General features: G+C 70.4%; 23 protein-coding genes. 17 read left to right on the forward strand and 6 right to left on the reverse strand.

Annotated features, from left to right (window positions below):
* Nucleotides 1-226 precede the first annotated feature (226 nt).
* From EDD30_RS06555 to EDD30_RS06600, 10 genes are all read left to right on the forward strand, one after another.
* Nucleotides 227-1,807: a COG1361 family protein gene (locus EDD30_RS06555; protein ID WP_071808921.1), complete on the forward strand. Its 1,581-nt coding sequence runs from the start codon at nucleotides 227-229 to the stop codon at nucleotides 1,805-1,807.
* A gap of 69 nt (nucleotides 1,808-1,876) precedes the next feature.
* Complete coding sequence (locus tag EDD30_RS06560; RefSeq protein ID WP_071808922.1) at nucleotides 1,877-2,338, forward strand: SRPBCC family protein; 462 nt, start codon at nucleotides 1,877-1,879, stop codon at nucleotides 2,336-2,338.
* A gap of 31 nt (nucleotides 2,339-2,369) precedes the next feature.
* Complete coding sequence (locus EDD30_RS06565) at nucleotides 2,370-3,380, forward strand: AraC family transcriptional regulator (RefSeq protein ID WP_071808923.1); 1,011 nt, start codon at nucleotides 2,370-2,372, stop codon at nucleotides 3,378-3,380.
* A 71-nt stretch (nucleotides 3,381-3,451) separates the two neighbouring features.
* Nucleotides 3,452-4,717, forward strand: coding sequence for an acyl-CoA dehydrogenase family protein (locus EDD30_RS06570; RefSeq protein ID WP_071808924.1), 1,266 nt, complete (start codon nucleotides 3,452-3,454; stop codon nucleotides 4,715-4,717).
* A complete protein-coding gene (locus EDD30_RS06575) occupies nucleotides 4,714-5,526 on the forward strand; it encodes an SDR family NAD(P)-dependent oxidoreductase (protein WP_071808925.1) in 813 nt (270 codons plus the stop codon). Before EDD30_RS06570 ends, EDD30_RS06575 begins: the two co-directional genes overlap by 4 nt.
* On the forward strand, nucleotides 5,523-6,269 hold the full coding sequence (locus EDD30_RS06580; protein WP_071808926.1) for an SDR family oxidoreductase: 747 nt from the start codon (nucleotides 5,523-5,525) through the stop codon (nucleotides 6,267-6,269). Before EDD30_RS06575 ends, EDD30_RS06580 begins: the two co-directional genes overlap by 4 nt.
* Entirely contained in the window at nucleotides 6,266-7,414 is a 1,149-nt protein-coding gene (locus tag EDD30_RS06585) for a phosphotransferase family protein (RefSeq protein ID WP_071808927.1), read from the forward strand. Before EDD30_RS06580 ends, EDD30_RS06585 begins: the two co-directional genes overlap by 4 nt.
* Nucleotides 7,411-8,424, forward strand: coding sequence for an NADP-dependent oxidoreductase (locus EDD30_RS06590; protein WP_071808928.1), 1,014 nt, complete (start codon nucleotides 7,411-7,413; stop codon nucleotides 8,422-8,424). The genes EDD30_RS06585 and EDD30_RS06590 overlap by 4 nt, the downstream gene beginning before the upstream one ends.
* 64 nt (nucleotides 8,425-8,488) lie before the next feature.
* On the forward strand, nucleotides 8,489-10,471 hold the full coding sequence (locus EDD30_RS06595; RefSeq protein WP_394328316.1) for a purple acid phosphatase family protein: 1,983 nt from the start codon (nucleotides 8,489-8,491) through the stop codon (nucleotides 10,469-10,471).
* Between the two features lie 87 nt (nucleotides 10,472-10,558).
* Nucleotides 10,559-11,956 carry a M36 family metallopeptidase gene (locus EDD30_RS06600; RefSeq protein ID WP_071808930.1) on the forward strand — a complete coding sequence of 466 codons (1,398 nt, stop codon included), beginning with the start codon at nucleotides 10,559-10,561 and terminating at the stop codon, nucleotides 11,954-11,956.
* 59 nt (nucleotides 11,957-12,015) lie between these two features.
* Here EDD30_RS06600 and EDD30_RS06605 read toward each other — a convergent pair whose 3' ends face one another.
* Nucleotides 12,016-12,438 carry a VOC family protein gene (locus EDD30_RS06605; RefSeq protein WP_071808931.1) on the reverse strand — a complete coding sequence of 141 codons (423 nt, stop codon included), beginning with the start codon at nucleotides 12,436-12,438 and terminating at the stop codon, nucleotides 12,016-12,018.
* Nucleotides 12,439-12,545: 107 nt separating this feature from the next.
* Here EDD30_RS06605 and EDD30_RS06610 point away from each other — a divergent pair, with 107 nt between their 5' ends.
* Nucleotides 12,546-12,974, forward strand: coding sequence for a GNAT family N-acetyltransferase (locus EDD30_RS06610; protein WP_071808932.1), 429 nt, complete (start codon nucleotides 12,546-12,548; stop codon nucleotides 12,972-12,974).
* Between the two features lie 117 nt (nucleotides 12,975-13,091).
* Here the strand turns inward: EDD30_RS06610 and EDD30_RS06615 are convergent, their stop codons facing one another.
* Complete coding sequence (locus tag EDD30_RS06615; protein WP_071808933.1) at nucleotides 13,092-13,988, reverse strand: ABC transporter permease; 897 nt, start codon at nucleotides 13,986-13,988, stop codon at nucleotides 13,092-13,094.
* A 242-nt stretch (nucleotides 13,989-14,230) separates the two neighbouring features.
* On the opposite strand from EDD30_RS06615, the gene EDD30_RS06620 reads away from it, so the two are divergent.
* Genes EDD30_RS06620 through EDD30_RS38850 form a run of 3 tightly spaced genes read left to right on the forward strand, consistent with a single transcriptional unit; the run spans nucleotide 14,231 to nucleotide 15,589 of the window.
* The gene (locus EDD30_RS06620) at nucleotides 14,231-15,232 is read left to right on the forward strand and encodes a glycoside hydrolase family 26 protein (RefSeq protein WP_071808934.1); all 1,002 of its coding nucleotides are present in this window, start codon (nucleotides 14,231-14,233) and stop codon (nucleotides 15,230-15,232) included.
* 31 nt (nucleotides 15,233-15,263) lie between these two features.
* Nucleotides 15,264-15,431 carry a hypothetical protein gene (locus EDD30_RS38845; RefSeq protein ID WP_170047658.1) on the forward strand — a complete coding sequence of 56 codons (168 nt, stop codon included), beginning with the start codon at nucleotides 15,264-15,266 and terminating at the stop codon, nucleotides 15,429-15,431.
* A gap of 11 nt (nucleotides 15,432-15,442) precedes the next feature.
* Entirely contained in the window at nucleotides 15,443-15,589 is a 147-nt protein-coding gene (locus EDD30_RS38850) for a hypothetical protein (RefSeq protein ID WP_170047660.1), read from the forward strand.
* A 189-nt stretch (nucleotides 15,590-15,778) separates the two neighbouring features.
* Here the strand turns inward: EDD30_RS38850 and EDD30_RS06625 are convergent, their stop codons facing one another.
* A complete protein-coding gene (locus EDD30_RS06625) occupies nucleotides 15,779-16,195 on the reverse strand; it encodes an SRPBCC family protein (RefSeq protein WP_071808935.1) in 417 nt (138 codons plus the stop codon).
* A gap of 88 nt (nucleotides 16,196-16,283) precedes the next feature.
* On the opposite strand from EDD30_RS06625, the gene EDD30_RS06630 reads away from it, so the two are divergent.
* Nucleotides 16,284-16,775, forward strand: a complete 492-nt coding sequence (locus EDD30_RS06630; RefSeq protein ID WP_244945147.1) for a MarR family winged helix-turn-helix transcriptional regulator — start codon at nucleotides 16,284-16,286, stop codon at nucleotides 16,773-16,775.
* Nucleotides 16,776-16,907: 132 nt separating this feature from the next.
* Here the strand turns inward: EDD30_RS06630 and EDD30_RS06635 are convergent, their stop codons facing one another.
* Together EDD30_RS06635 and EDD30_RS06640 are read right to left on the reverse strand one after the other, a co-directional pair.
* Nucleotides 16,908-17,270: a hypothetical protein gene (locus EDD30_RS06635; RefSeq protein ID WP_071808936.1), complete on the reverse strand. Its 363-nt coding sequence runs from the start codon at nucleotides 17,268-17,270 to the stop codon at nucleotides 16,908-16,910.
* A 49-nt stretch (nucleotides 17,271-17,319) separates the two neighbouring features.
* The gene (locus EDD30_RS06640) at nucleotides 17,320-18,012 is read right to left on the reverse strand and encodes a hypothetical protein (protein ID WP_211278007.1); all 693 of its coding nucleotides are present in this window, start codon (nucleotides 18,010-18,012) and stop codon (nucleotides 17,320-17,322) included.
* A gap of 468 nt (nucleotides 18,013-18,480) precedes the next feature.
* On the opposite strand from EDD30_RS06640, the gene EDD30_RS39815 reads away from it, so the two are divergent.
* Both EDD30_RS39815 and EDD30_RS06650 read left to right on the forward strand, forming a co-directional pair.
* On the forward strand, nucleotides 18,481-18,759 hold the full coding sequence (locus EDD30_RS39815; RefSeq protein WP_071808937.1) for a TetR-like C-terminal domain-containing protein: 279 nt from the start codon (nucleotides 18,481-18,483) through the stop codon (nucleotides 18,757-18,759).
* Nucleotides 18,760-18,798: 39 nt separating this feature from the next.
* Entirely contained in the window at nucleotides 18,799-19,542 is a 744-nt protein-coding gene (locus tag EDD30_RS06650) for an SDR family NAD(P)-dependent oxidoreductase (protein WP_071808938.1), read from the forward strand.
* A 151-nt stretch (nucleotides 19,543-19,693) separates the two neighbouring features.
* On the opposite strand, the gene EDD30_RS06655 is transcribed toward EDD30_RS06650, so the two are convergent.
* The gene (locus EDD30_RS06655; RefSeq protein ID WP_071808939.1) at nucleotides 19,694-22,138 is read right to left on the reverse strand and encodes a glycoside hydrolase family 2 protein; all 2,445 of its coding nucleotides are present in this window, start codon (nucleotides 22,136-22,138) and stop codon (nucleotides 19,694-19,696) included.
* Nucleotides 22,139-22,144: the final 6 nt, after the last annotated feature.

Raw genomic sequence — 22,144 nt, forward strand, 5'->3', positions numbered from 1 at the left:
CCGGTGCGGAAGCCGGGTTCGGGGCTCGGGACGGCCGGCCGGGCGGTGGGCCGACAACCCGGACAAAGCTACGCGCTCACCGTGATCCGGACGTCCACCGATCGGCCGGACGTCGCCGATCCGTTCGGATCTTCGCCCCGCGTGGGCACCGGGTCCACGCCGCCGTCCCGCGATCTCTAGGATGCGAGAGCTTCGATGTCTGATGTCTTCACGGGGAGGAATCTCGATGCACCACCATTCGGGCCGGCGGTTGCTCGCCGGACTGGCCGCCGCCGGCGCGGCCGTCCTCGGCCTGGCCGCTCCCGCCCAGGCGGCGCCCGGCGCCACCCTCGGCGTGAGTCTGTCCGCCGTCACCGTCGGGATCGGCGCGCGGACCGAACTCAGGCCCACCCTCTCCGCCGACCGCGAGGTCAGCCTCTCCGGCGCCACCATGACCTACGAGCTGTCCGGCGACCTTGCCGGAGTCAGCCTCGTCCAGGACGACGACGACTGCGCCGTCGCCTCGCCGGCCAAGCTCACCTGCACCTTCCCCATCGAGCTCGAAGTCGGTCCCGACTTTTCGCTGGGCGACCTCGACGCCGGGCTCGCGGCCGCCAAGACCGCCGTCGCGGGCTCGACCGGCACGCTGACCGTGACCTTCGCCGCCGAGGGCGTCACCCCGGTGACCGAGACCGCCAAGGTGACCGTCGCCGACAGCGTCGACCTCACCGCCGACGGGACCGACCGGGAGATCAACGTCAAACCCGGCGCGACCTTCACCGCGCCGCTCGCGGTGGCCAACACCGGCGACAAGACCGTGCGCGGCGCGGGCCTGTTCTTCGCCACCGACTACGCCTTCCAGGCCACCCGGAAGTACAGCAACTGCCTCTACGTCGACGACCGCCTGCGCGGCTGCCTGTTCGACCAGGCGATCGAGCCCGGCGACAGGTACGGCGTGACCCTGCCCTACCGGCTCCGCAAGGACACGTACGCCCCCAGCTCCGCCGGCGGCGAATTCCAGTGGATGACCACCGAGGATTACCGCGACCTCATCGCCGGCCTGCGCGACGTCGGCACCGCCGGCGACGGCCCGGCGCTGACACTGAAGCCGAAGACCGCGCTGCGGGGCACGGCCGCCGCACCCCAGACCGACATCGACCCGGACGACAACTGGCAGCGGCTCATCGTCAACGCCACCGGTCAGCAGGGCGCGGACATCGTCGCCGTGGGCGGCCGGGTCTCCGGTGCGGCCGGCGCCACCGTCGAAGCCGCGGTCGGCCTGCGCAACAAGGGCCCGGCCACCCTGGACAGCAGCCGCCGCGGCGGCCCCACCAGCATCGCCGTGGTGACCATCCCGGCCGGGACCGAGGTCGTCACCGTGCCGGCCGGCTGCCACCTCGTCGACGGCGAGAACTGGCCCGGCGCCAAGGCGGGGCGGTACTACTGCGAGACGGGTTTCGTGTTCCGCGCCGGTGACACCGTGACGTGGAAGTTCGGCCTGCTCGTCAAGAAGGTCGTTCCCGATGCGGCGGGCACGGTCGAGGCCAACCCGGACTGCCCGTGCGAGCGCTTCACCAAGGACCTGAACAAGGCCAACGACAAGGCCGCCCTGATCGTCAACCCGACCGGCAAGCCCGCCCAGGGCAAGCCCGCCCAGGGCGACGACAAGCCGGCCAAGGGCGGCGCCGGCGGCCAGGGCGGCGGGACCGGCGGGCTGCCGATCACCGGGCCCCAGGGTGCGGCGATCGCCGGGGCGGGCACGCTGCTCGTGGCGGCGGGCGTGGCCGTCCTGATGGTGACGCGGCGGCGTACGCGCTCCGAGTCCTGATCCGCATTCCGACACCGATGGGCGCCACCCTCTGCACAGGGCGGCGCCCATCGTGCCTACGGTGGGCCCGTGACCATCATCGAGCTCACCACCGTCTTTCCCGTAGCGCCGGCGCGAGCTTTCGATGTCTCCATCGACGTGGACGCGCACACAGCGTCCATGTCCGGCTCCGGCGAACGGACGGTCGGCGGCGTCCGTTCCGGGCCGCTGGCCCTGAATGACTCCGTGACTTTCACGGCTCGCCACTTCGGCCTGCCATGGCGCATGACCTCACGCATCACCGAATACGACCGCCCCACCCGTTTCGTCGACGAGCAGGCACGGGGACCATTCGCATACTGGCGGCACGAACACGTCTTCGTCTGGGACGAGAGCCGGGGCGTGACCGTGGCGCGGGACAAGGTGGAGTTCGCCGCGCCGCTCGGATTCCTGGGTCGATTGGTCACCCGTCTTGTTCTCGAAGGCTACATGCGGCGACTCTTGTCGAAGCGAAACGAATACCTGGCTTCCTCCTGCACGGGCGAAGCCTGATGCGGGCGGGCTACTCGAATAGCCTGTAGGGGTGTCTCTGGTCCGTTCCGCCGGTTTGCAGAAGTTCCGGCAGGTTGTCGAGTCTCTCGGCGGTGACGCCGTCGGCTGCGCGCGGCGGGTGGGACTGCCGGTGGAGGCGCTGGACACCGACGAATTGCTGGTCGAGGACTCGAAGCTGGCGGCGGTGCTCGAGGTGGCGGCGGCCGACCTCGGTTGTCCCGATCTCGGGCTGCGGGTGGGTCAGGCTCAGGATCTGGGCCTGCTGGGACCGCTGGCGGTCGCGATCCAGCATTCGCCGTCGGTGGCCGATGCCCTGGAGTGCACGTCGCGCTACATGTTCGTGCACGCCCGCGACCAGAGTGTCTCGCTGGGCGAGGACCCGGACGGGGACCGCGGTGTGGTCGCCCTCCGCTATGCGTTCCCAGGGGTACGGCCGCTACCGCAGGCGACGGACATGACGGTGCTGTTCCTGCACCGTACGGTGCTGTTCCTCGCCGGCGGCCAGTACGGACTGAAGTCGGTCGACCTGCCGCACGATCCGATCGCGCCCCGCCAGCGGTACGAGGAGGCGTTCGGCGCGCGCGTGCGGTTCGGTCGTTCCGCGGCGGTGCTGCGGCTGCCGTCCAGCCTGCTGTCGCGCACCTTGGAGGGTGTCGATGCGACCGTACGCGGGCTGGCCCTGGCCTTCCTGTCGCGGCAGTCCCCCGAAGCGGGCAAGGCCGTGACGTCGCAGGTGCACGCGCTCCTCGATCAGTCGCTGGGCACGGGGTCGACCGAGCTCGCCGACGTCGCCCGGGTGCTGGCGGTGCATCCTCGGACGCTGCAGCGGCAGCTCGCCGCGGAGGGTACGTCGTTCGGCTCCGTCCTCGACTCGGTGCGCCGGGCGCGGGCGCGCTCGTACCTCACCACCACGACCATGCCCTTCGCCCAGGTCAGCAACCTGGTGGGCTTCGCCGAGCAGGCGGTGCTGACCCGGTGCGCGAGGCGGTGGTGGGGACGTACGCCCTCACAACTTCGGCGTGAGGTCCGGAACCGCGACTGACCTGTCGCCTTGGATCAAATCATTGTCGCGCACGATCAATTATTCGCCGGATGGTTGCCTACGCTGAGGGCATGGATTTCACCCCCTCCCCCCGTGCCGCCGAGCTGACGGAGGCCGTCCGCGCCTTCGTCGAGAACGAGGTGGCCCCGGTCGAGCGCCACCTGCACGCCCGGGAGAGCGAGGCGCGCCGCAACGGCGGAGGCGCCGACCTGTGGCGCGTGTCCGACGAGGTACGCGACCTGCAGCGCAAGGCACGCGCCCAGGGTTTGTGGAACCTGTTCCTGCCGGCGGGACACGAGGGCCCGTACGCCGAGCGGTTCGGCACCCGCGGCGGTGCGGGTCTCACCAATGTGGACTATGCGCCGATCGCCGAGGCGACGGGCTGGTCGCCGCTCGCCCCCTACGTGTTCAACTGCAACGCGCCGGACACCGGCAACGCCGAGCTGCTGCTGCGCTACGGCTCGCCGGAGCAGCGCGAGCGGTGGCTCGATCCCCTGCTCGACGGGCGGATCCGGTCGGCTTTCGCGATGACCGAGCCCGCGGTGGCGTCCTCGGACGCCACGAACATGCAGTTGACCGCCGTGGTCGACGGGGACGAGGTGGTGCTCGACGGCCGCAAGTGGTGGACGACCGGCATCGGTCACCCGGACTGCGCCGTCCTGATCGTCATGGGTCTCAGCGATCCGGACGCCCCCAAGCACGCCCGGCACTCGATGGTGCTCGTCCCCCTCGACACACCCGGCGTGAAGGTCGAGCGGATGCTCGACACCATGGGCTTCCTGGACGAGCCGTTCGGCCACGGCGAGGTGTCGTTCACCGACGTCCGGGTTCCCGCCACCCACGTCATCGCCGGTCCCGGCCGGGCGTTCGAGCTCGCGCAGGGCCGGCTCGGCCCGGGCCGGGTGCACCACGCGATGCGCATGATCGGCCTGGCCGAGCGGGCGCTGCACCTCGCGTGCGAGCGCGGCCTGTCGCGCCAGGCCTTCGGCAAGCCGCTGGTGGACCTCGGCGGCAACAGGGAACGCATCGCGGAAGCTCGCATCGCCATCGACTCCGCGCGGCTGCTGATCCTGCACGCCGCCTGGAAACTCGACCGGTACGGCCCGACGGGCGCCTTCAGCGAGGTCAGCGCCATCAAGGTCGCCGCACCGAACGTGGCCCAGCGGGTCGTCGACTTCGCCATGCAGATCCACGGCGGCGCCGGGCTGTCCAGCGACTTCCCCCTGGCCGGGGCGTGGACCGCGGCCCGCGCGGTGCGCCTGGCCGACGGCCCGGACGAGGTGCACAAGGGCGTGGTCGCCCGCGTGGAGCTCGGAAAGCACGGAGCGGTCCGATGAGCGGGCGTCGCGTCCTGGTCACCGGCGGCGCCTCCGGCCTGGGCCGGGCGCTCGCCGAACGGCTCACGGCCCGCGGGGAGCGGGTGCTCGTCACCGACCTGGCGCCGGACCGGGAGGTGCCCGCGGGCGCGCTCTACCAGCGCCTGAACATCACCTCCGGCGACGACTGGGCGGCCACGCTGGACCGGGTCGAGCGCGACCTCGGCGGCCTGGACCTGCTCGTCAACAACGCCGGCATCGCCGCCGGCGGGCGGGTCGACCGGCTCGACGACGCGCACTGGCGACGGGTCCTCGAGATCAACGTCCTGGGGACGGTCAACGGCTGCCGCACCTTCGCACCGATGTTCAAGGCACAGAAGCGCGGCCACATCGTCAACGTCGCGTCGATCGCCGGGCTCACTCACCCCGCCGCGATGAGCTCGTACGACGCCAGCAAGGCGGCCGTCGTCGCGCTGTCGGAAGGCCTGCGCCACGAGCTGCGCCCGTGGGGTGTCGACGTCAGTGTCGTCTGCCCGTCGTTCTTCCGTACCAATCTGGCCGCTTCCCTCGGCGGCGACGACCCGCTGATGGAGCGGATCGCCGCCCGGCTGATCGCCCGCGCGCCGCTCGACGCCACCGAGATGGCCGCCCGGGTCCTGCGTGGCGTCGACGCCGGGCGCTTCCTGGTCCTGCCGGACCGGCCGGCCCGGCGGGCGTTCTGGACCAAGCGCCTGGCGCGTCCGCTCTACGACCGCCGGATGATCGCCGCCGGCGCCCGGATCCGCGAGATCGAGCTCCGCGAGGACGCCGCCGTCCAGGAGGCGCCGTGACCGGCGGCGTCGTCCTGATCACCGGCGCGAGCTCCGGCCTCGGCGCCGAGATGGCCCGCCAGTTCGCCGCTCTCGGCTACGACCTGGCGCTGTGCGCGCGGCGCACGGACCGGCTCGACGTGCTCGCCGACCGGATCCGCACCGAGACCGGACGGCGGGTGGAGACGGCCGCACTGGACGTCACCGACGCCGAGGCGGTCACCAAGGTCTTCCACACCTTCGCCGCCACGTTCGGCAGGCTCGATCGCGTCATCGTGAACGCCGGCATCGGCAAGGGCGCCCCCCTGGGCACCGGACGGCCCGACGCGAACCTCGCCACGGCGATGACCAACTTCGTCGGCGCCCTGTCGCAGTGCGAGGCCGCCCTGGAGATCTTCCGCGACCACGGGCGCGGCCACCTCGTCCTCATCTCCTCCATGTCGGCGCTGCGTGGCATGCGCCGCTCGATGACCACGTACGCCGCGACGAAGGCGGGCGTGGCCGCGATCGCCGAGGGCCTGCGCTCCGAGCGCATCACGGGCCTCGACGTGTCGGTGATCTATCCGGGCTACATCCGCTCGGAGATGAACGCCCACGTCGAGCAGAAGACCCGCTTCATGGTCGACACCGAGACCGGTGTGCGCGCCATGGTCCGCGCCATCGAGAAGCGGCGCACCAGGGCGTACGTGCCGCAGTGGCCCTGGGTGCCCCTGGCCGCCGCCATGAAGGTGCTGCCCCTGCGGATCGTCCGGAAGCTCACATGAGCGACCGGGAGGTTCGCGACGAGGACGCCTTCGACACCCGCGCCATGGCCGCCTGGCTGGCCGCGAACGCCACCGCCGCCGGGATCGACCTCACCGCGGTTCCCGAGGTGCGCCAGTTCTCCGGCGGCGTGTCGAACCTGACCTACCTGCTGCGCTACCCCGGCGGCGACCTCGTCCTGCGCCGGCCCCCGAAGGGCAACCACGTCAAGGGCGCGCACGACATGGCCCGCGAGCACCGGATCCAGACCCAGCTCGCCCGGCATCTTCCCTACGTCCCCCGCACCGTGGCTCTGTGCGAGGACACCTCGGTCATCGGCACGCCCTTCTACGTCATGCAGCGGCTCGACGGTCCGATCCCGCGCAAGGAGCTTCCCGCGGGCGTACCACTAGATCGCGAGCAGACCGCCGCACTGTGCCGCAACGTCATCGACCTGCTGGCGGACCTGCACTCGGTGGACGTTGCCGCCACCGGCCTGGGCGATCTCGGCAAGGGCGGCGGTTACGTCGCCCGGCAGGTCGCCGGCTGGTCCGAGCGCTACCGCAAGGCTCGGACCCGCAACGTCGGCAGCTTCGAGACGGTGATGCGCTGGCTGGACGAGCATCAGCCCGGGGACCGGCCGCACACACTCGTCCACAACGACTTCCGCTTCGACAACGTGGTGCTCGATCGCGCCGATCCGACCCGCCCGATCGGCCTGCTCGACTGGGAGCTGGCCACCGTGGGCGATCCCCTCGTCGACCTCGCCAACGCGCTGGGCTACTGGGTGCAGCCCGGCGACGGGCCGATGCTGCGGCTCTTCCGCCGCCAGCCCACGCACCTGCCCGGGATGATGACCCGGGAGCAGGTCGTCGCCCACTACTGCGCCCGGACCGGTGCCACCGTCACCCACGCCGAATGGGCCTGGTACCAGGTCTTCGGCCTGTTCCGGGTCGCCGTCATCGCCCAGCAGGTGTACCAGCGGTACCTCAGCGGACAGACCACGAACAAGAAGTTCCGGCTCTTCGGGATCGCCGTCGTGGTCCTGGAACTGCGGTGCCGCCGCATCATCCGCCGCGCCCGCAAGATGTCACCGCGCACCGCCGCGACCCGCATGCACCCGTCCCACCAGGGGCGGCGTCCGACGACCGAGGAGCCCTCCAGATGAGCCGCATCAACAGTCAGTACCGGCTGGCAGCACGCCCGATCGGGTTGCCGAAGCCGACCGACTGGGAGTACGTCGAGGAACCGGCCGCCGAGCCGGGCGAGGGCGAACTGCTGATCCAGACGATCTACCTGTCCCTGGACCCGGCCATGCGCGGCTGGATGAACGAGGGCAAGTCCTACATCCCTCCGGTCCGGATCGGCGAGGTCATGCGCGCCGGCGGTGTGGGCCGGGTCGTCGCCTCCCGCCATCCCCGCTTCGCCGTCGGCGACCACGTCTCGGGCGCCCTCGGCGTGCAGGAGTACTGCCTGTCGGACGGCCGGGGCCTGACCAAGGTCGACCCGACGCTGGCGCCCCTGCCGGTGTACCTCGGTGTGCTGGGCATGCCGGGCATGACCGCCTACTTCGGACTGCTCGACATCGGCCTCCCGCAGCCCGGACAGACCGTCGTGGTGTCCGGCGCGGCCGGGGCGGTGGGCAGCGTGGTCGGGCAGATCGCCAAGCTCAAGGGATGCCGGGTGATCGGCATCGCCGGCGGCGAGCGCAAGTGCCGCCTGGTGGTGGAGGAGTTCGGCTTCGACGCCTGCATCGACTACAAGTCCGCCGACGTACGCACGGCGCTGCGCGAGGCGGCACCGGACGGGGTGGACGTCTACTTCGACAACGTCGGCGGCGACATCCTCGACGCGGTCCTGACCCGGCTTGCCCGGGGCGCCCGCATCGTCATCTGCGGCGCGATCTCCCAGTACAACGCGACGGAGCCGGTCAAGGGCCCGGCCAACTACATGTCCCTGCTCATCAACCGGGCGTCGATGACCGGCATGGTGGTCTTCGACTACGCCGACCGGTACGCCGAGGCCGCCGCCGAGATGTCCGGGTGGCTGGCCGCCGGAGAACTGCGGTCGCTGGAGGACGTGGTGGACGGCGGCGTGAAGGCCTTCCCCGAGACCCTGCTGCGGCTGTTCCACGGCGAAAACACGGGCAAGCTCGTGCTCAAGGTGACAGATGAGTGAACTTCCGGGCGAATCCGGGCAAGTCTGACACGCGACGGTCCTGAGCGCCGCAAGGATGGCCGTCGTGGTGTTGACGAACGGTGGCCGCCCCGAGACGGTCGATGAGTTCAGCGACTGGAACGTCCGGGAACTGGCACGAGAGCGGATCAGCCGGCGCTCCGTCCTGAAGGCTGTCATGGCGGGCGCCGGCGGTTACGCCTTCGCGCAGTTCCAGCTCGCTGAGGCCGCCTTCGCCGCCGGTGGCGGCAAGGCTGGCCGGGCCGGGGTGGTGGTGTCCGGCCGCCACCTGTCGTTCGTGCCCACCGCCGACGGCGTGCTGCAGCCCGCGATGGCGGTGACGGCCCAACTGGTGAGCAAGACCGGCAACCTGCCGGCCAAGCTGCGGGCGTTCATCGACGTCGGCGCGGCACCAGGGCAGTACGGCACCCGGGTCGAGGCGGGCATCAGGCATCTCGTCGGCCGGTACGCGATCCCCGGCGGCCCGATCGGCAGCCAGTTCTACCTCAAGGCGACCGTCGGCGGACTGCGCCCGGACACGGTGTACCACTACCGGGTCCGACTTTCCGACGGCACCGTCAGCGGCGACGCGCATTTCACCACCGCGCCGGCGGGCGGCTCCGCGGTGCCGGCCCCGTTCACCTTCACCGCCTTCGCCGACGTCGGCACCAACACCGCCCCCACCGATCCCCGCTACGCCTGGGGCCAGAATCCCTCGTCCGTCACCGCCGCCGGCGGCACCTGGCCGGCGGGCGTCTTCGACGACAACTCGTACCTGGCGGACGATCCGGTCGCCGGGCCACAGGGCACCGACCAGCGTCCCGCGCTGACCCAGACCCTGCTCATGGCCACGCAACGGCCCGTCTTCACGTTGCTGGCCGGCGACATCTGTTACGCCAACCCGTCCGGCTCGGGCCTGCCCGCGGACGACACGACGGCGCTCACCCGCAAACCGCCGAAGGGCAAGAACCTCTACAACCCGTACGTCTGGGACGTCTTCCTCAACCAGATCGAGCCGCTGGCCGCCCGCACGCCGTGGATGTTCGCCACCGGCAACCACGACATGGAACCGCTCTACGGCGACACCAAGTTCCTCGGCGACAGCCCCACCCACGGATACGGTGGCCTCGTCGAGCGCCTGGACCTCCCGGCCAACGGCCCGAAGACCTGCCCCTCGGTGTACCGGTTCGTCTACGCCAACGTCGGCATGATCTCCATCGATGCCAACGACCTGTCCGCCGAGCTGCAGACCAACACCGGCTACTCCGGCGGCGCCCAGGTGAGCTGGCTCAAGCGCACGCTGCGGGAATGGCGCACCCGGGGCGAACGGGCGAAGGACATCGACTTCATCGTCGCGTTCATGCACCACTGCGCGTACTCGACGACGAACAACCATGCCTCCGACGGCGGGGTGCGCGACGCGCTCGACCCGCTGTTCAGCAAGTATCAGGTCGACCTGGTCGTCCAGGGCCACAACCACCTGCTGGAACGCACCGATCCGATCCGGTACGGCAAGCGGACGCGCTCCGCGCCCGACGGCTCGACGATCGACCCGGCCAAAGACGGCGTCACGTACATCTGCGTCGGGTCCGGCGGCCGCCCGCGGTACCCGTTCCGCCAGGCGCCGGGTCCCGCCGCGCCGCCTCCCCCCGGCGTCACGCCGACCGGAGCGCAGAAGCTCGCCGCCGGTCAGCGCTACCGCGGCTATCGGCCGCCCGGCGGTCCCAACACCGGCGAGAACAACACCGAGAACATCGTCAACAGCTACTTCTGGTCGAAGGAGAAGACCGCGGTCAAGCCGGCCGGTCATCCGGCGGGCAGCCGGGTCCCCGAGGTGGTCGACTGGTCGCAGGTGCGCTACGACGACTATGCGTTCATCGCTGTCGACGTCGTGCCCGCCGCCCGGGGAGCGCGCACCACCTTGACGGTGCGCAGCCTCGCCGACGCACTGCCGGGCACCAGGAAGCCCTACACCGAGATCGACCGGATCACCCTGGCGCGCACCGCCGGCCGCGGTGCCATCACGCCGGACGAGCGACGAGAGACCTGATCCCGGTACGCACTGACGCACGCAGGTATCGATGATGATCGAAGGCGGATAGCATCGACGGATCTACGTGCGACAGTGGGAGAAGCGTTGAAGAAGACACCGCTCGTGCTCGTATCCGTGCTCGTCACCAGCCTCACGACCGCCCTCGCGGGTCCTGCCGCCGCCGCACCGGCCGCCGTGCCCGGCGACCTGCGGCAGATCCAGACCCGCCAGTCGCTGCTCGGCAGCCACACCTGGTACCAGCAGACCTACCGGGGAATCCCGGTCTTCGGCGGCTACTACGCCACCCACAGGACCACCGACGGCACCGTGACCACCGCCGACGGCCGCAAGACCGTCACCGGCCTGACCGGCACCGCCGCGCGCCTCAGCGAACAACGTGCCCGGTCCACGGTGGCCGGTCGGCTCGGCAGCCAGCCCGCCCGCTCCGAACTCGTCGTCTTCCCGGGCCCGACCGCCAAGCTGGCCTGGCAGACGCTGACCCCGACCGCACGCGGCACCGTCCGGTCGCTGCTCGACGCGGGCAGCGGGACCGTACTGCTCGAGGAGAACACGGCCCGCGAGGCCAACGGCACCGGCCAGGTGTTCGACCCGAACCCGGTCGTCGCCCTGCAGGACGAGTCGCTCACCGACCAGGACGACACCGACCACCCCGCACTGAAGGCGGCCTACCGGCGGGTCACGCTGCGCCACCTCGACCCGGACAAGGACACCTTGCAGGGCTCGTACGCGAACAACCTCAGCGAGCCGGCCGTCACCTCCGCCCCCCGCACGTACGTCTACCCGCGCTCGGATCCCGGCTTCGAACAGGTGATGACCTACTACAGCATGACCGCGGCCCAGGACTACCTCCACCGGCTCGGGTTCATCGACGTCAACAACGAACCGCAGGACTACAGGACGACCGGCTTCACCGCGGACAACTCGTACTACGACCCGTCGGTGGACGCGATCACCCTCGGCACCGGCGGCGTCGACGACGCCGAGGACAACGAGGTGATCTGGCACGAGCTGGGCCACGCCATCCAGGACGACCAGGTGCCGGGCTTCGGCAGCACGGTCGAGGCGGGCGCGATCGGCGAGGGCTTCGGCGACTACTGGGCCGTGACGATGTCCCAGGCGACCAGCCCCGACACCGCCGTCACGCCGCTGGCCTGCGTCATGGACTGGGACGCCACGTCGTACACCGACGACGAACCGCACTGCCTGCGCCGCACCGACACCGCGAAGCTCTACCCCGGCGACCTGGTCGGCCAGGTCCACGCCGACGGCGAGATCTGGTCCCACGCCCTCTGGGACATCAACCAGGCCCTGGGCCGCACCAGGGCCAACCGGATCATCCTCGAGGCCCAGTTCCGCTTCACCCCGGACGTCACCATGCCGCAGGCGGCCGAGGCGACCGTCGCCACCGCCCGCGTCCTGCACGGACCGCGCGCCGCGGCCCAGACCCGCAAAGCCTTCCAGGCCCGCGGGATCCTCTCCTAGGGCGCATCATCGCGTGAGTGCCGGCCCGCCGCCGACCGCGGTGGGCCGGCAGCTCGGGCTCAGCCCTGCGCTGCCCCCTGGCGCCGCTCCCACTCGTCCTTCTCGGCCTGGCTGCGCTCGACGCAGAACTCGTTGCCGACCGGATCGGCCATCACGATCCAGCCGCGGCCGTCCGGCTTGCGCTCGTCCGACACCAGCTTCGCACCGAGCTGCAGCAGCCGCTCGTACTCCTCGTCACGGGTGGTCGACGGCTGGACGTCGACGTGCACGCGGTTACGCTCCGCCCCCTTGGCATCGGGCACCCGGACGAACAGCATCATCGGCCCGCCCTCCACGGCCGGCAGCAGGCCCACCTCGTCGTCCCCGCGCTCGTCCTCGGGATGCACCGGGCAGCCGGTCACCGCACTCCAGAACTCGGCTAGTTCATAGGGCTCGTACGGCTCGGCGCAGTTCACGGTGATGTGTCGAATGACAGACGGCATGCGGGTGACTCCTCGTTCGATCGTCCTGTGCCGACGCCGAACCTAACCCATGCCCGACGAGACCAGGACGCCGCTCGGGAGGCGCGACGGATCGGTACGCTACGCCGATGAAGATCGCGGTCGAGGGCGGCCTCGGGCGAGACGAGGCCAGTGAGTTGTACGAGTCGGTGGGCTGGTTCGGCTACACCAGGGACCCGGACAAGCTGGTCCGCAGCCTTGCCGGGTCGCATGTGCTTCTGACCGTACGACAGGAAGACGGCCGGCTGGTGGGACTCGCCAGGACCATCTCCGACGGGGAGACGGTCTGCTATGTGCAAGACCTTCTGGTGCGTCCCGAGGCCCAGCGTCGCGGCATCGGCCGAGTCCTGATGGAGGAACTCAAGCGTCGCTACATCGAGTGCCGTTTCTTCCTGCTCTCCACTGACCATGCCAAGACCGAGGATGCCCGCAAGTCGCACCCTTTCTACCGTTCGTTGGGTCTCATCCCCCATGAGGAGCAGGGCATGGCAGCCTTCGGGCTGCCGGTCAAGCGGTAACCCTCGATGGCCGAACGGAACAGCCCGGCGCCGCGTGAGCAAGGACGCGGACCGAGCGCGCGTTCTCGGCGGCAGTCGCATACTTCCAGCCTTCGGCATTGTCGGGTCATGGGCTTCTCAGCCACGGCCGTACTCCTTTTCTCCACGCCAGAAGTAGATGAGGCCGCCGAGTCCGGCGACCAGCGCCCAGGCGAGACCGGTCAACCAGAGTTGCAGCGCCGAACTCGCCAGCGGTACCCCTTCCATCAGGGCGTGGCGGACCAGCTCGATGTAGACGAGCAGCGGGTTGGTCTCGACTACTGCCAACGGCCAGCCGGAGAGCAGTTCCTCGAACATGGTGACCGGGTAGAGCGCGGCTGAGCCGTACATCCAGAAGCGCATGACGAACGGGACAACCTGCCTCAGGTCGATCAGTGTGGAACCCAGCCTGGCGACGGTCAACGCGAGACCGACGTTGAACAGCGTCTGCATGAGCAGGACCGGCAGCAGCAGCAGCCACTGCAACGTCAGGGGCTCGCCGAAGATGAGGACGATGCCGACCAGCACGCTCATCGACGCGATCAGATGCTGTACTTCGATCAGGGTGACCGCGATCGGCAGGCACGCCCTCGGGAAGTGCAGAGCCCGGATCAGGCCCAGGTTTGCACTGATCGAGGAGATGCCGGTCGACACCGTCGACTGGGTGAAGATGAAGACGAACACACCGATGCACAGGTAACTGACGAAGTTGTCGATCTGCCGCTTCTGATCCAGCACCAAGCCGAAGATCAGGTAGTAGAGCACCGCATTGAGCAACGGCATCAGCAGCTGCCAGCCCCGGCCGAGTCGGGTGGCTCCGAGCGACGACGACACCCGAGCGTTCGCGTACGACGCGATGAAGTGCCGATAACTCCAGAGTTCCTGGACGTACGCCGGAAGGGTAGGCAGCACACTGGCCGTACGAAGACCGTGGCGCGCAGCCAGCTCTTGGAGGCCCGTAGCGGTCTCGGGATCGGCTACCGCCGTCTGTGCCATGGGTAGGCGCTCCGATCTGCTCGGTTCAATGCTTGCCATTCGCAGTACCTGCATCGACGGGACGGGCCCGTATCGACGCATCGCCACGCTAGTCGAGGTCACGTCGGAACGCAACAGTATCGTCCTTGCGTTCGGCATGTCGGGCGCTAACTTAAATTATTAATCTAAGCTTGACAGCCGCGCAGGCGCGGCCGCATGCTGGGCCCGCAATCTCCGGAAGTCCGTCCCCCACGGAGGTCCTGATGAAGATTCCCCGCCCTGCCTGGGTCGCCGGCACCGCCCTGGTGCTGCTCGGCGCCGGCATGGTCCACACCGCCCCGCGGGCCGAGGCGTTCCCGGCCACTCCCCGGTCGGCCGTGACCGGCTATCTGCGGTCGATCACCGGCGCCTCGATCGTGTCCGGCCAGCACAACAAGGAGCCGGCGACCTCCCCCCGTCAGTACAGTCAGCAGGCCTACGACGTCACCGGTCAGTGGCCCGGGCTGTGGGGCGGCGACATGATGTTCCGGGCCGAGGACATCGCCCATCGGCAGAGCGTCGTCGACGAGGCCAGGGCACAGTGGTCGGCCGGCTCCCTGGTCGCGCTCACCTGGCACGCCTGCTCGCCGACCGTCGGCGCCACGTGTGAGTTCGAGGGTGGCGTGAAGACGCAGATCTCCCCCGCGCAGTTCCAGGAGATCGTCACCGGCGGCACGTACCTCAATTCGGTCTGGCGCAGCCGGATGGCGGAGGTCGTGCCCTTCCTGCGGCAGCTCAGGGACGCCGGCGTCCCTGTGCTCTGGCGCCCGTTCCACGAGATGAACGAGAGCTGGAACTGGTGGGGGGCGCGGCCCGGCGCGAACGGGGGTGCCAAGATCTTCCAGCAGATGCGCGACTACTTCGACAGCCAGGGGCTCGACAACCTCATCTGGGTGTGGAACGTCCAGGACAATCCGGCCGGCGGCTGGGCGTCGTACTACCCGGGGAGCGGCTACGTGGACGTCGTCTCCCTGGACGCTTGGTACAAGAACCATCCGTCCGGTTCGGACTATCAGCAGATCCAGTCGATCGCGGCGGGCAAGCCGATCGCGATCGCCGAGATGGGCAAGGTGCCGGACGACGCCCTGCTCGCCGGGCAGCCGCGCTGGGCCTACTTCATGGTCTGGTCGGAGCAGCTTCGCGGCAACAACTCGAACGCCGAGATACAGGCCGCGTACTTCCACCCCCGGGTGCTGAACCGGGGCGAGGTCCGCATCGGAGGCTGAGCTTGGCGTTCAACCTGAGGCGCTCCGTGACGTGACCCACGACGAGGACCGCACCGGAACCGGACCCGGGGTCATGGCCGCCCTGGGCAACGCCGCCATCGGCGCGTTATGCACCGCCGGAATGACCAACATCGCCGCCGCCACCCGGCATCGCGCCCGCGACAGTCGCCGCCCGCTGGCACTCCTCGGCATCGTCTGACCGACGTTGCCGTGGACCCTGAACGCGCCGGCGTCGTGGCGTCGGTCGAAGCGGGCTCACTCACGCGGGCGGGCGACCCGCCACGGGTTTACCACCTTGAGGGCGGCCGCCCGGCCAAGCACGGCGGCGAGTTCGTCTTCGGCGACCCCGCCACCTAGGACCTTGAGCAAGTCGCCGGGGTCTCGCGCAGCCGGCGCAGGGTCTCGGCGGCCGCGACGACCGGGTCGCCGAGCAGCTCGGCCAGATCCGGCCCGCGGGCCAGAGGGCCGCCGGGGGGCGGGCCAGCTCCCCCAGCAGCGCGGGGTGTTGAGGATCCGAACACCCCGCGCAGCCCTGGTGTTGTCGGTTCAGGCGGTGGCCAGATAGTTGGTGAGGCTGTCCAGCAGCATGTTGCTGCCCTGTTCGGCCTGGTCGCGCTCTTCGGCGGCGTCGAAGGTCTGGGAGAGGGTGACCTTGGTGCGGTCCCCGTCGGCGCTCAAGTCGAGGGTCATGAGGACCGGCTCCTCGCGGCCGGGCACGGTCATGCCCCACACGAGTCGCTGGTGCGGCACGACCTCGGTGTAGGTGCCGGAGAGCGGGATGCGGGCGCCGCCGGGAATGACCATGACCGAGCTCCAGGCGCCGCCCGGCCGGACATCGAAGGTGACATCTTCGGCGCCGGTCCACTGCGCGTAGCGGTCGGCGGTGGTCCAGGCGGCCCACACCTGGTCGACCGGGGCGTCCAGGGTGCGGGTGAGGGTGTACTCGAAACCGGTGCCGGTCATGGTGGTCTCCTTAGTGTGGCGCCAGTGTGGCGGGGTGCGGATCGACTGAGAAGCAGAGTATAGTCACGAATCTTGACGGTCAAGGTTCGTGACTAAGTTTGATGGAGGTGACGTCGTGGACGTGGTGCAGCCGCGCCCCGACCTGGGGGTGCTGACCGGACAGTTGATGCGGGCCTTGCAGGACGAGCTGTTCGCGACCCTCGCCGCACAGGGACACCCGCACGTGCGTGCGCGGCACGGCACGGTCCTGGCGTATCTCAACGCCGACGGGGCCCGGGCGACGGAGCTGTCGGCTCGTTCCGGCCAGCACAAACAGATCGTCGGCACGATCGTCGATGAGCTCGTCGACCTCGGCTACGTGCGTCGGGAGCCCGATCCCGCCGACCGCCGCGCAAAACGCATCGTGCCCACCGCACACGGCCTCGACGAGATCGCCAAAGCCCACGCCATCCTGGCCGCCATCGAACACCGCCTCGAACACGCCCTCGGCGAACAGCGCTTCGCCACCTTCCGGGAGGGCTTCGAAGAGATCACCCACCACCAGCGAGCCTGGCGGCAACACCGCGACCAACCGATGTGACCGCACGCGATACGCCGGCCGAGACGTGGGTCATGGCCGGCTGTGCTACCGGCACCTGCTCTGTATGTGAAGGAACGGCGGGGCCCCGTGGCGCCCCGCCGTCCTCACCGTCGGATCGTCCTCGTGCCGGGGTTACGAACCCGCGACCGGGTAGCCGTGCCAAGCGCCGTAGTAGTTGGTGCTGCTGGAGGGGTTGTCCTCGACCACCCTGAGGTTGGTCAGCACGCTGCTGAGGAACACCGCGTTGCAGTTGCCGGCGCCGTTGACCGACTCCGTCGAACGCATGCTGGTCGACGCGTCCGTGTAGTAGTTGACCCACACCGAGTGGTTGTCGTCCTCGTAGTCGCAGTATTCGAAATAGGTGCCGTCGTAGGAGTGCTGCGCATAGTTGCTCCCCTGGTTGACGTTGCTGGCGCTCGCCGGCGCGGCCCACAGACCGGCAAAGGCCGCGCTGATGACCAAGGCGCCGAGCCCGGCCTTGAGGTTACGTCGCATGTCAGGTCCTCTCTTCGTTTCCGGATCGTGCTGTCCTGTTCCGCTGCCCTCACGCGGAGCTGTCCCGCTCGCCTTCTGCCGAAGGGGAAAGGGCCGTCGGTTCCGCGGAGAGCGCCTCGGCGACGTTCCGCGCCCGGGTGTTCTCCAAGCGCTTCAATCGGCTGAGTTCGGTGGCATGACGGCTGATCAGCTCGCGCTGATGCTCCGCCGTCACGTCGATGAGGGTGGGCAGGTAGCGGGTCTTGTTCTGGCATCGGACGTCCGCCAGCGCCACGGCTCGCTCCGCTTCGGTGGAGGTGCTGGCGCCCTTCCACCGGGGGTCGTCCGCGGCGGCCTTGGGCGAGGCGTAGCGGTGGCCGGCGCGTTCCATGCAGGAGGCCCACGCACGTAGGACCGCGGCAAGTCGGGGATCCTGGACGCTCGCCGCCACCGCTTGCTGCTCCAACCGGGCTGGAAGGCTCCGGTCCACGCTGGGCTCACCCTTCATGAGCCGGGCGGCCGCCTCGGCCCGGCACCCGCCCGTGGGGACGCGCTGACCGCCGTACTGCGATGCGAGGCCGTAGAGCACCTTGTTCAGCTCGGTTGGCGTGTCGTGGTGGTGCTCGGTCAGGGCCGCGCGCACGCCGGGGTCGCGTGCGCTCCACGGCGGCGCCTGGTATCCGTGCCGAGCGGCCTGGTCCTCGTCCACCACCCCGAACCGCGCGGCACGCTCCGACGCGATCGACCGTGAGCCGAAGTCCAAAGCCGACTCTCCCGGCCCCTCCCAGCGCAGCCCGAAGCGGGTCAGACAAGCGCGCTCCAGCGTCGCCTGAGCACGGTCCGACCGGGCCTGCTCGTCGGGCGATGGCCGGTACCCGTCCAGGGGAAGTGCGGTCCCCGGCCGGGGCGGCGGTACGGGAGGCAAGGATAGCGGCGAGTCCCCCGGACTCCGCTGAATACCGCATCCCGCGACCAAGCACAGCAGGAACACGGCCGCTCCTGCCGCGCCACCACCGATTCGTCGCATCACGTTGCTCCCTCGTCCGTCGGCACCCGTGGTGCCGGCCACCGCACGAGCGCCGGCTGTACCGCCGCTCCCGCCGGAGAATCACTCTTCGCCACTGGCCGGGACCCAAAGGCGTGGTCGCGAGGAGTGTTCGCGGGATCAATGCTTTGGACTGCGATGCGGGAGCGTCAATAGCCGGCCGCTGTCCCGGACAAGGCCCTCGCCGTGACCAGCTCAGACAACGTTGTCCCGGACAGGCGACTCCGTCCCGAACAGGCTCCCGCCGCGGAGCCGGCCAAGGACCGGCTGCTCGCCGGTGCACCGACCGGCGCCAGGGCGTTCTGGGCCTTCGCGCACGGCATGGTGCTACTGGAGCTCGCCGGCCGCTTTCCGCCAGACGCGGACCTCGACACCACTTGGCGGGTCGGCGTCGGCGCCTTCCGGCCACCGGCACCGTCCAGGTGGGACCGCCGCGCCGCAGCCGGGGAACGCGAGGTCCGATAGCCGCCGGACCGGGACCCGGTGATGGGTCACGATGGCGTCATGAGCATGATCCTTGCGGACAAGGTGGCAGTGGTGACGGGCGGCGGCCGAGGGATCGGCGCCGGTGTGGCGCTCCGGCTGGCCCGGGACGGTGCAGACGTGGCCGTGACCTATCAGCACCGGGGTGACGACGCCGCCGCGGTGGTGGAGCAGATCGAGGCGCTCGGGCGCCGCGCGTCGGCGGTGCGAGTGGACAATGCCGACCCCGCGGCGCTGACCGCCGCGGTCAACGAGCTCGCCGCGCGGTTCGGCAGGCTGGACATCCTGGTCAACAACGCGGCGGTCTTCTTCGTCGGCCCCGTCGAGGAGCTGGGCGTGGCCGAGTTCGACCGAATGATGGCGGTCAACGTCCGGGCGCCGTTCGTCGCGGCGAAGGCGGCGCTGCGGCACCTCGGCGACGGCGGGCGCATCATCACCATCGGCAGCAACATGGTGGAGCGGACCGTCTTCCCCGGCTTCTCGCTGTACTCGATGAGCAAGACCGCCCTCGTCGGCCTGACCAAGGGGCTCAGCCGGGACGTCGGGCCGCGGGGCATCACGGTCAACCTGGTCAACCCCGGCCCGATCGACACGGAGATGAACCCGGCCGACGGCCCGGCCGCCGGCACGATCAGCCAGTTCACCGCCGTCGGGCGGTACGGGACGCCGGCCGACATCGCGGCGGCCGTGGCCTACCTCGCCAGCGACGACGCCCGGTACGTCACCGGCGCCACGGTCAACGTCGACGGCGGCTTCACCGTCTGACCGGGGCCGGACCCGAACGTTTCCACACGATCCGCCATCGAGGAGTACCTCCTACCAGCAGAACAAGGTTCAAAGACAGGCACTGACCCTCCCCCGGCCGGGGATCGGCGAGGCCGTCCGGAAGGTGACCCGGACGGCCTCGTGCATTGCCCTACCGGCGCAGTACGGAGGGCAGGTCGGTGAGCACCCAGGGCGCCTTGACGAGCCCGGCGTCCAACTCCACGGGCGCGCGGACGTGGAACACGGTGGACTCGCCGGCCAGGAGCGTGACAAAGCCCCGGTCCACCACCGCCTCCGGATGGACACGGTCGGGTTGCAGCAGGACGTCGCGCGCCAGGCCTACCGCGTGGACGTGCACGTCGAGCCCGCAGGGGACGGGCTCGACGTCGACGGTGAGCGCCGGATCGTCGTACGAGAAGTCCCGATCCTCCACCGCGAACCACAGGGCGCGGGCCGCGTCGAGCCGGGCGACCAGCAGCTCGGCGACGGGATCACCGAAATCGGCCACGGCGGCCGGCACCGGCACCAGCGCCACCGACCGACCGGCCACCGACACGCGCTCGGTCGCGGTGGCCCGTACCGCGCCCCCGGTGTCCTGGCGTTCGATGAGCAGCGTGGCGGTCCATTCCTCGGCGTGGTCGTTGAGGACGGCCACCACGAGGCCGCCGTCGCGGGGCTGGATCGTCACGGCGCGCTCGGCGTACAGCTCCCGGAGGGCGAAGGAGAGCGGCTTGTGCCTTCCGGCGCCGTCGATCGCCGCCCACGAGGTGACCGGCCACAGGTCGTTGAGCTGCCAGAGGATGGTGCCGCCGGTGTGCGGCCAGTGTGAGCGCCAGTGCTCGACGCCGGTGCGGACCGCCCGTACCTGATTGAGCTGGGTCAGGTAGTGCCAGGCCTCGGTGCTCGCCGGCTCGCCGAAGTGGGGAGCCAGGCCGCGGGCCAGCTTGCCGTTGCCGTCCTCGGCCTTCTGATGGTGCAGCACGCCCGGGGAGTCCGGCAGCAGCGGCTCGTCGGACACCGCGTCGCGCAGCGTGGTCCACGCCGGCGGTGCCTGCCAGCCGAATTCCGCGACGAACCGCGGCGCCGAGTCGCGGTAGTGCGTGTAGTCCTGCCGGTTCCAGACTTCCCAGGAGTGGTGGGTCTGGTGGTCCGGGTCGTTCGGCGGATGCTCCCAGCCGCCCGACCACGGGCTGCCCGCCTGGTACGGTCGGGACGGGTCCAGCTCGGCGACGATGGCCGGCAGGGTCTCCAGGTAGTACTTCTCGCCCCAACTCGACTCGCCGCCGGGCTTCCCGGGCCAGCCGGAGGGTTCGCGCAGCCACAGGTTCTCGTTGTTGCCGCACCACGTGATCAAGCTGGGGTGCGGCGCGAGACGGCGCACGTTCTCCCGGGCCTCGGCGACCACTTCCGAGTAGAGCGGTTCCTCCTCGGGATAGCAGGCACAGGCGAAGAGGAAGTCCTGCCAGACCATCAGACCCAGCTCGTCGCAGACTTCGTAGAAGGCGCGATCCTCGTAGATGCCGCCACCCCACACCCGGATCAGGTTGACACCGGCGTCGGCGGCCTCGCGCAGGCGCCGCTCGTAGCGCTCCCGGCTCATCCGTGCCGGGAAGATGTCGTCCGGGATCCAGTTCACGCCCTTGATGAGCACGGGCTCGCGGTTGACGTGGAACACGAATCCGCCGCCGGTCCGGTCGATCGCCACGGTGCGGAAGCCGGTGCGGCACTCCCACCGGTCGAGCGTCCGGTCGCCGTCGAGCAGTTCCACGGTCAGGTCGTACAGCGCCGGTTCGCCGTGCCCGCGCGGACTCCACGGCGTCACCTCGCCGGCGTCGGCGACCGCGTGCGCGACCGTCGCGCCGCCCGGCAGGTCCAGGCCGGCGATCTCCCGCCCGTCGAGCAGTACGCGGGCGCGAAGGTCGCATTCCCGGGTGCGCTGCACGTCGACGGTCAGGTCCAGGCTGCCCGTGCCGTCGTACGTCGCGAGTGGACGGACGGCGGCCAGCCGGGCCGTGCTCCAGCCCTCGAGCCGCACCGGTCGCCAGATGCCCGCGGTGACCAGCGTCGGTCCCCAGTCCCAGCCGAAGCTGCAGGCCATCTTGCGGATGAAGTTGAACGGCCCGGGGTACGCGTTGGGTCGCGGTCCGAGCAGCTCGCGAACCCGCTCCGCCTCGGTGTACGCCGACGTCAGGCGGACGGTGAGCGGCCGCGGGACCCCGTCGAGCAGCGTCGTGACGTCGTACCGGTAGCTCCGGTGCATGTTGCGGGTCGAGCCGAGGGCGACGCCGTCCAGCGCGATGTCCGCCACCGTGTCGATTCCCTCGAACACCAGGTCGATCCGCTCCTGCGCCGGCCCGCTCCAGGACACGTCGCGGCGGTACTGCCAGTCGGTGCGCCCGATCCAGGCGGCCGCGATCTCGTTGTCGTCGCGGAACGGATCCTCGAGCCGGCCCTCGCTCATCAGGTCGGTGTGCACGCATCCCGGCACCCACGCGGGCACCGTGACGCCGGCCAGTGCCTCAGCCTGCTCCGGAACCGGGCCGTGGGGGGCGACCCGCAGATCCCATGTCCCGCCGAGTTCGTCGACGTGCGGCATGCGGAC

It is taken from the genome of Couchioplanes caeruleus (genome assembly GCF_003751945.1).
Lineage (GTDB): Bacteria > Actinomycetota > Actinomycetes > Mycobacteriales > Micromonosporaceae > Actinoplanes > Actinoplanes caeruleus.

Bases quoted from the DNA above. Each gene is read 5' to 3' on its own strand.
- EDD30_RS06615 (WP_071808933.1), bottom strand. From the start codon at position 13,988: ATGGCACAGACGGCGGTAGCCGATCCCGAGACCGCTACGGGCCTCCAA.
- EDD30_RS06590 (WP_071808928.1), top strand. From the start codon at position 7,411: ATGAGCCGCATCAACAGTCAGTACCGGCTGGCAGCACGCCCGATCGGG.
- EDD30_RS06650 (WP_071808938.1), top strand. From the start codon at position 18,799: ATGAGCATGATCCTTGCGGACAAGGTGGCAGTGGTGACGGGCGGCGGC.
- EDD30_RS06575 (WP_071808925.1), top strand. From the start codon at position 4,714: ATGAGCGGGCGTCGCGTCCTGGTCACCGGCGGCGCCTCCGGCCTGGGC.
- EDD30_RS06585 (WP_071808927.1), top strand. From the start codon at position 6,266: ATGAGCGACCGGGAGGTTCGCGACGAGGACGCCTTCGACACCCGCGCC.
- EDD30_RS06605 (WP_071808931.1), bottom strand. From the start codon at position 12,438: ATGCCGTCTGTCATTCGACACATCACCGTGAACTGCGCCGAGCCGTAC.
- EDD30_RS06570 (WP_071808924.1), top strand. From the start codon at position 3,452: ATGGATTTCACCCCCTCCCCCCGTGCCGCCGAGCTGACGGAGGCCGTC.
- EDD30_RS06620 (WP_071808934.1), top strand. From the start codon at position 14,231: ATGAAGATTCCCCGCCCTGCCTGGGTCGCCGGCACCGCCCTGGTGCTG.
- EDD30_RS06610 (WP_071808932.1), top strand. From the start codon at position 12,546: ATGAAGATCGCGGTCGAGGGCGGCCTCGGGCGAGACGAGGCCAGTGAG.
- EDD30_RS06555 (WP_071808921.1), top strand. From the start codon at position 227: ATGCACCACCATTCGGGCCGGCGGTTGCTCGCCGGACTGGCCGCCGCC.
- EDD30_RS06625 (WP_071808935.1), bottom strand. From the start codon at position 16,195: ATGACCGGCACCGGTTTCGAGTACACCCTCACCCGCACCCTGGACGCC.
- EDD30_RS06635 (WP_071808936.1), bottom strand. From the start codon at position 17,270: ATGCGACGTAACCTCAAGGCCGGGCTCGGCGCCTTGGTCATCAGCGCG.
- EDD30_RS06655 (WP_071808939.1), bottom strand. From the start codon at position 22,138: ATGCCGCACGTCGACGAACTCGGCGGGACATGGGATCTGCGGGTCGCC.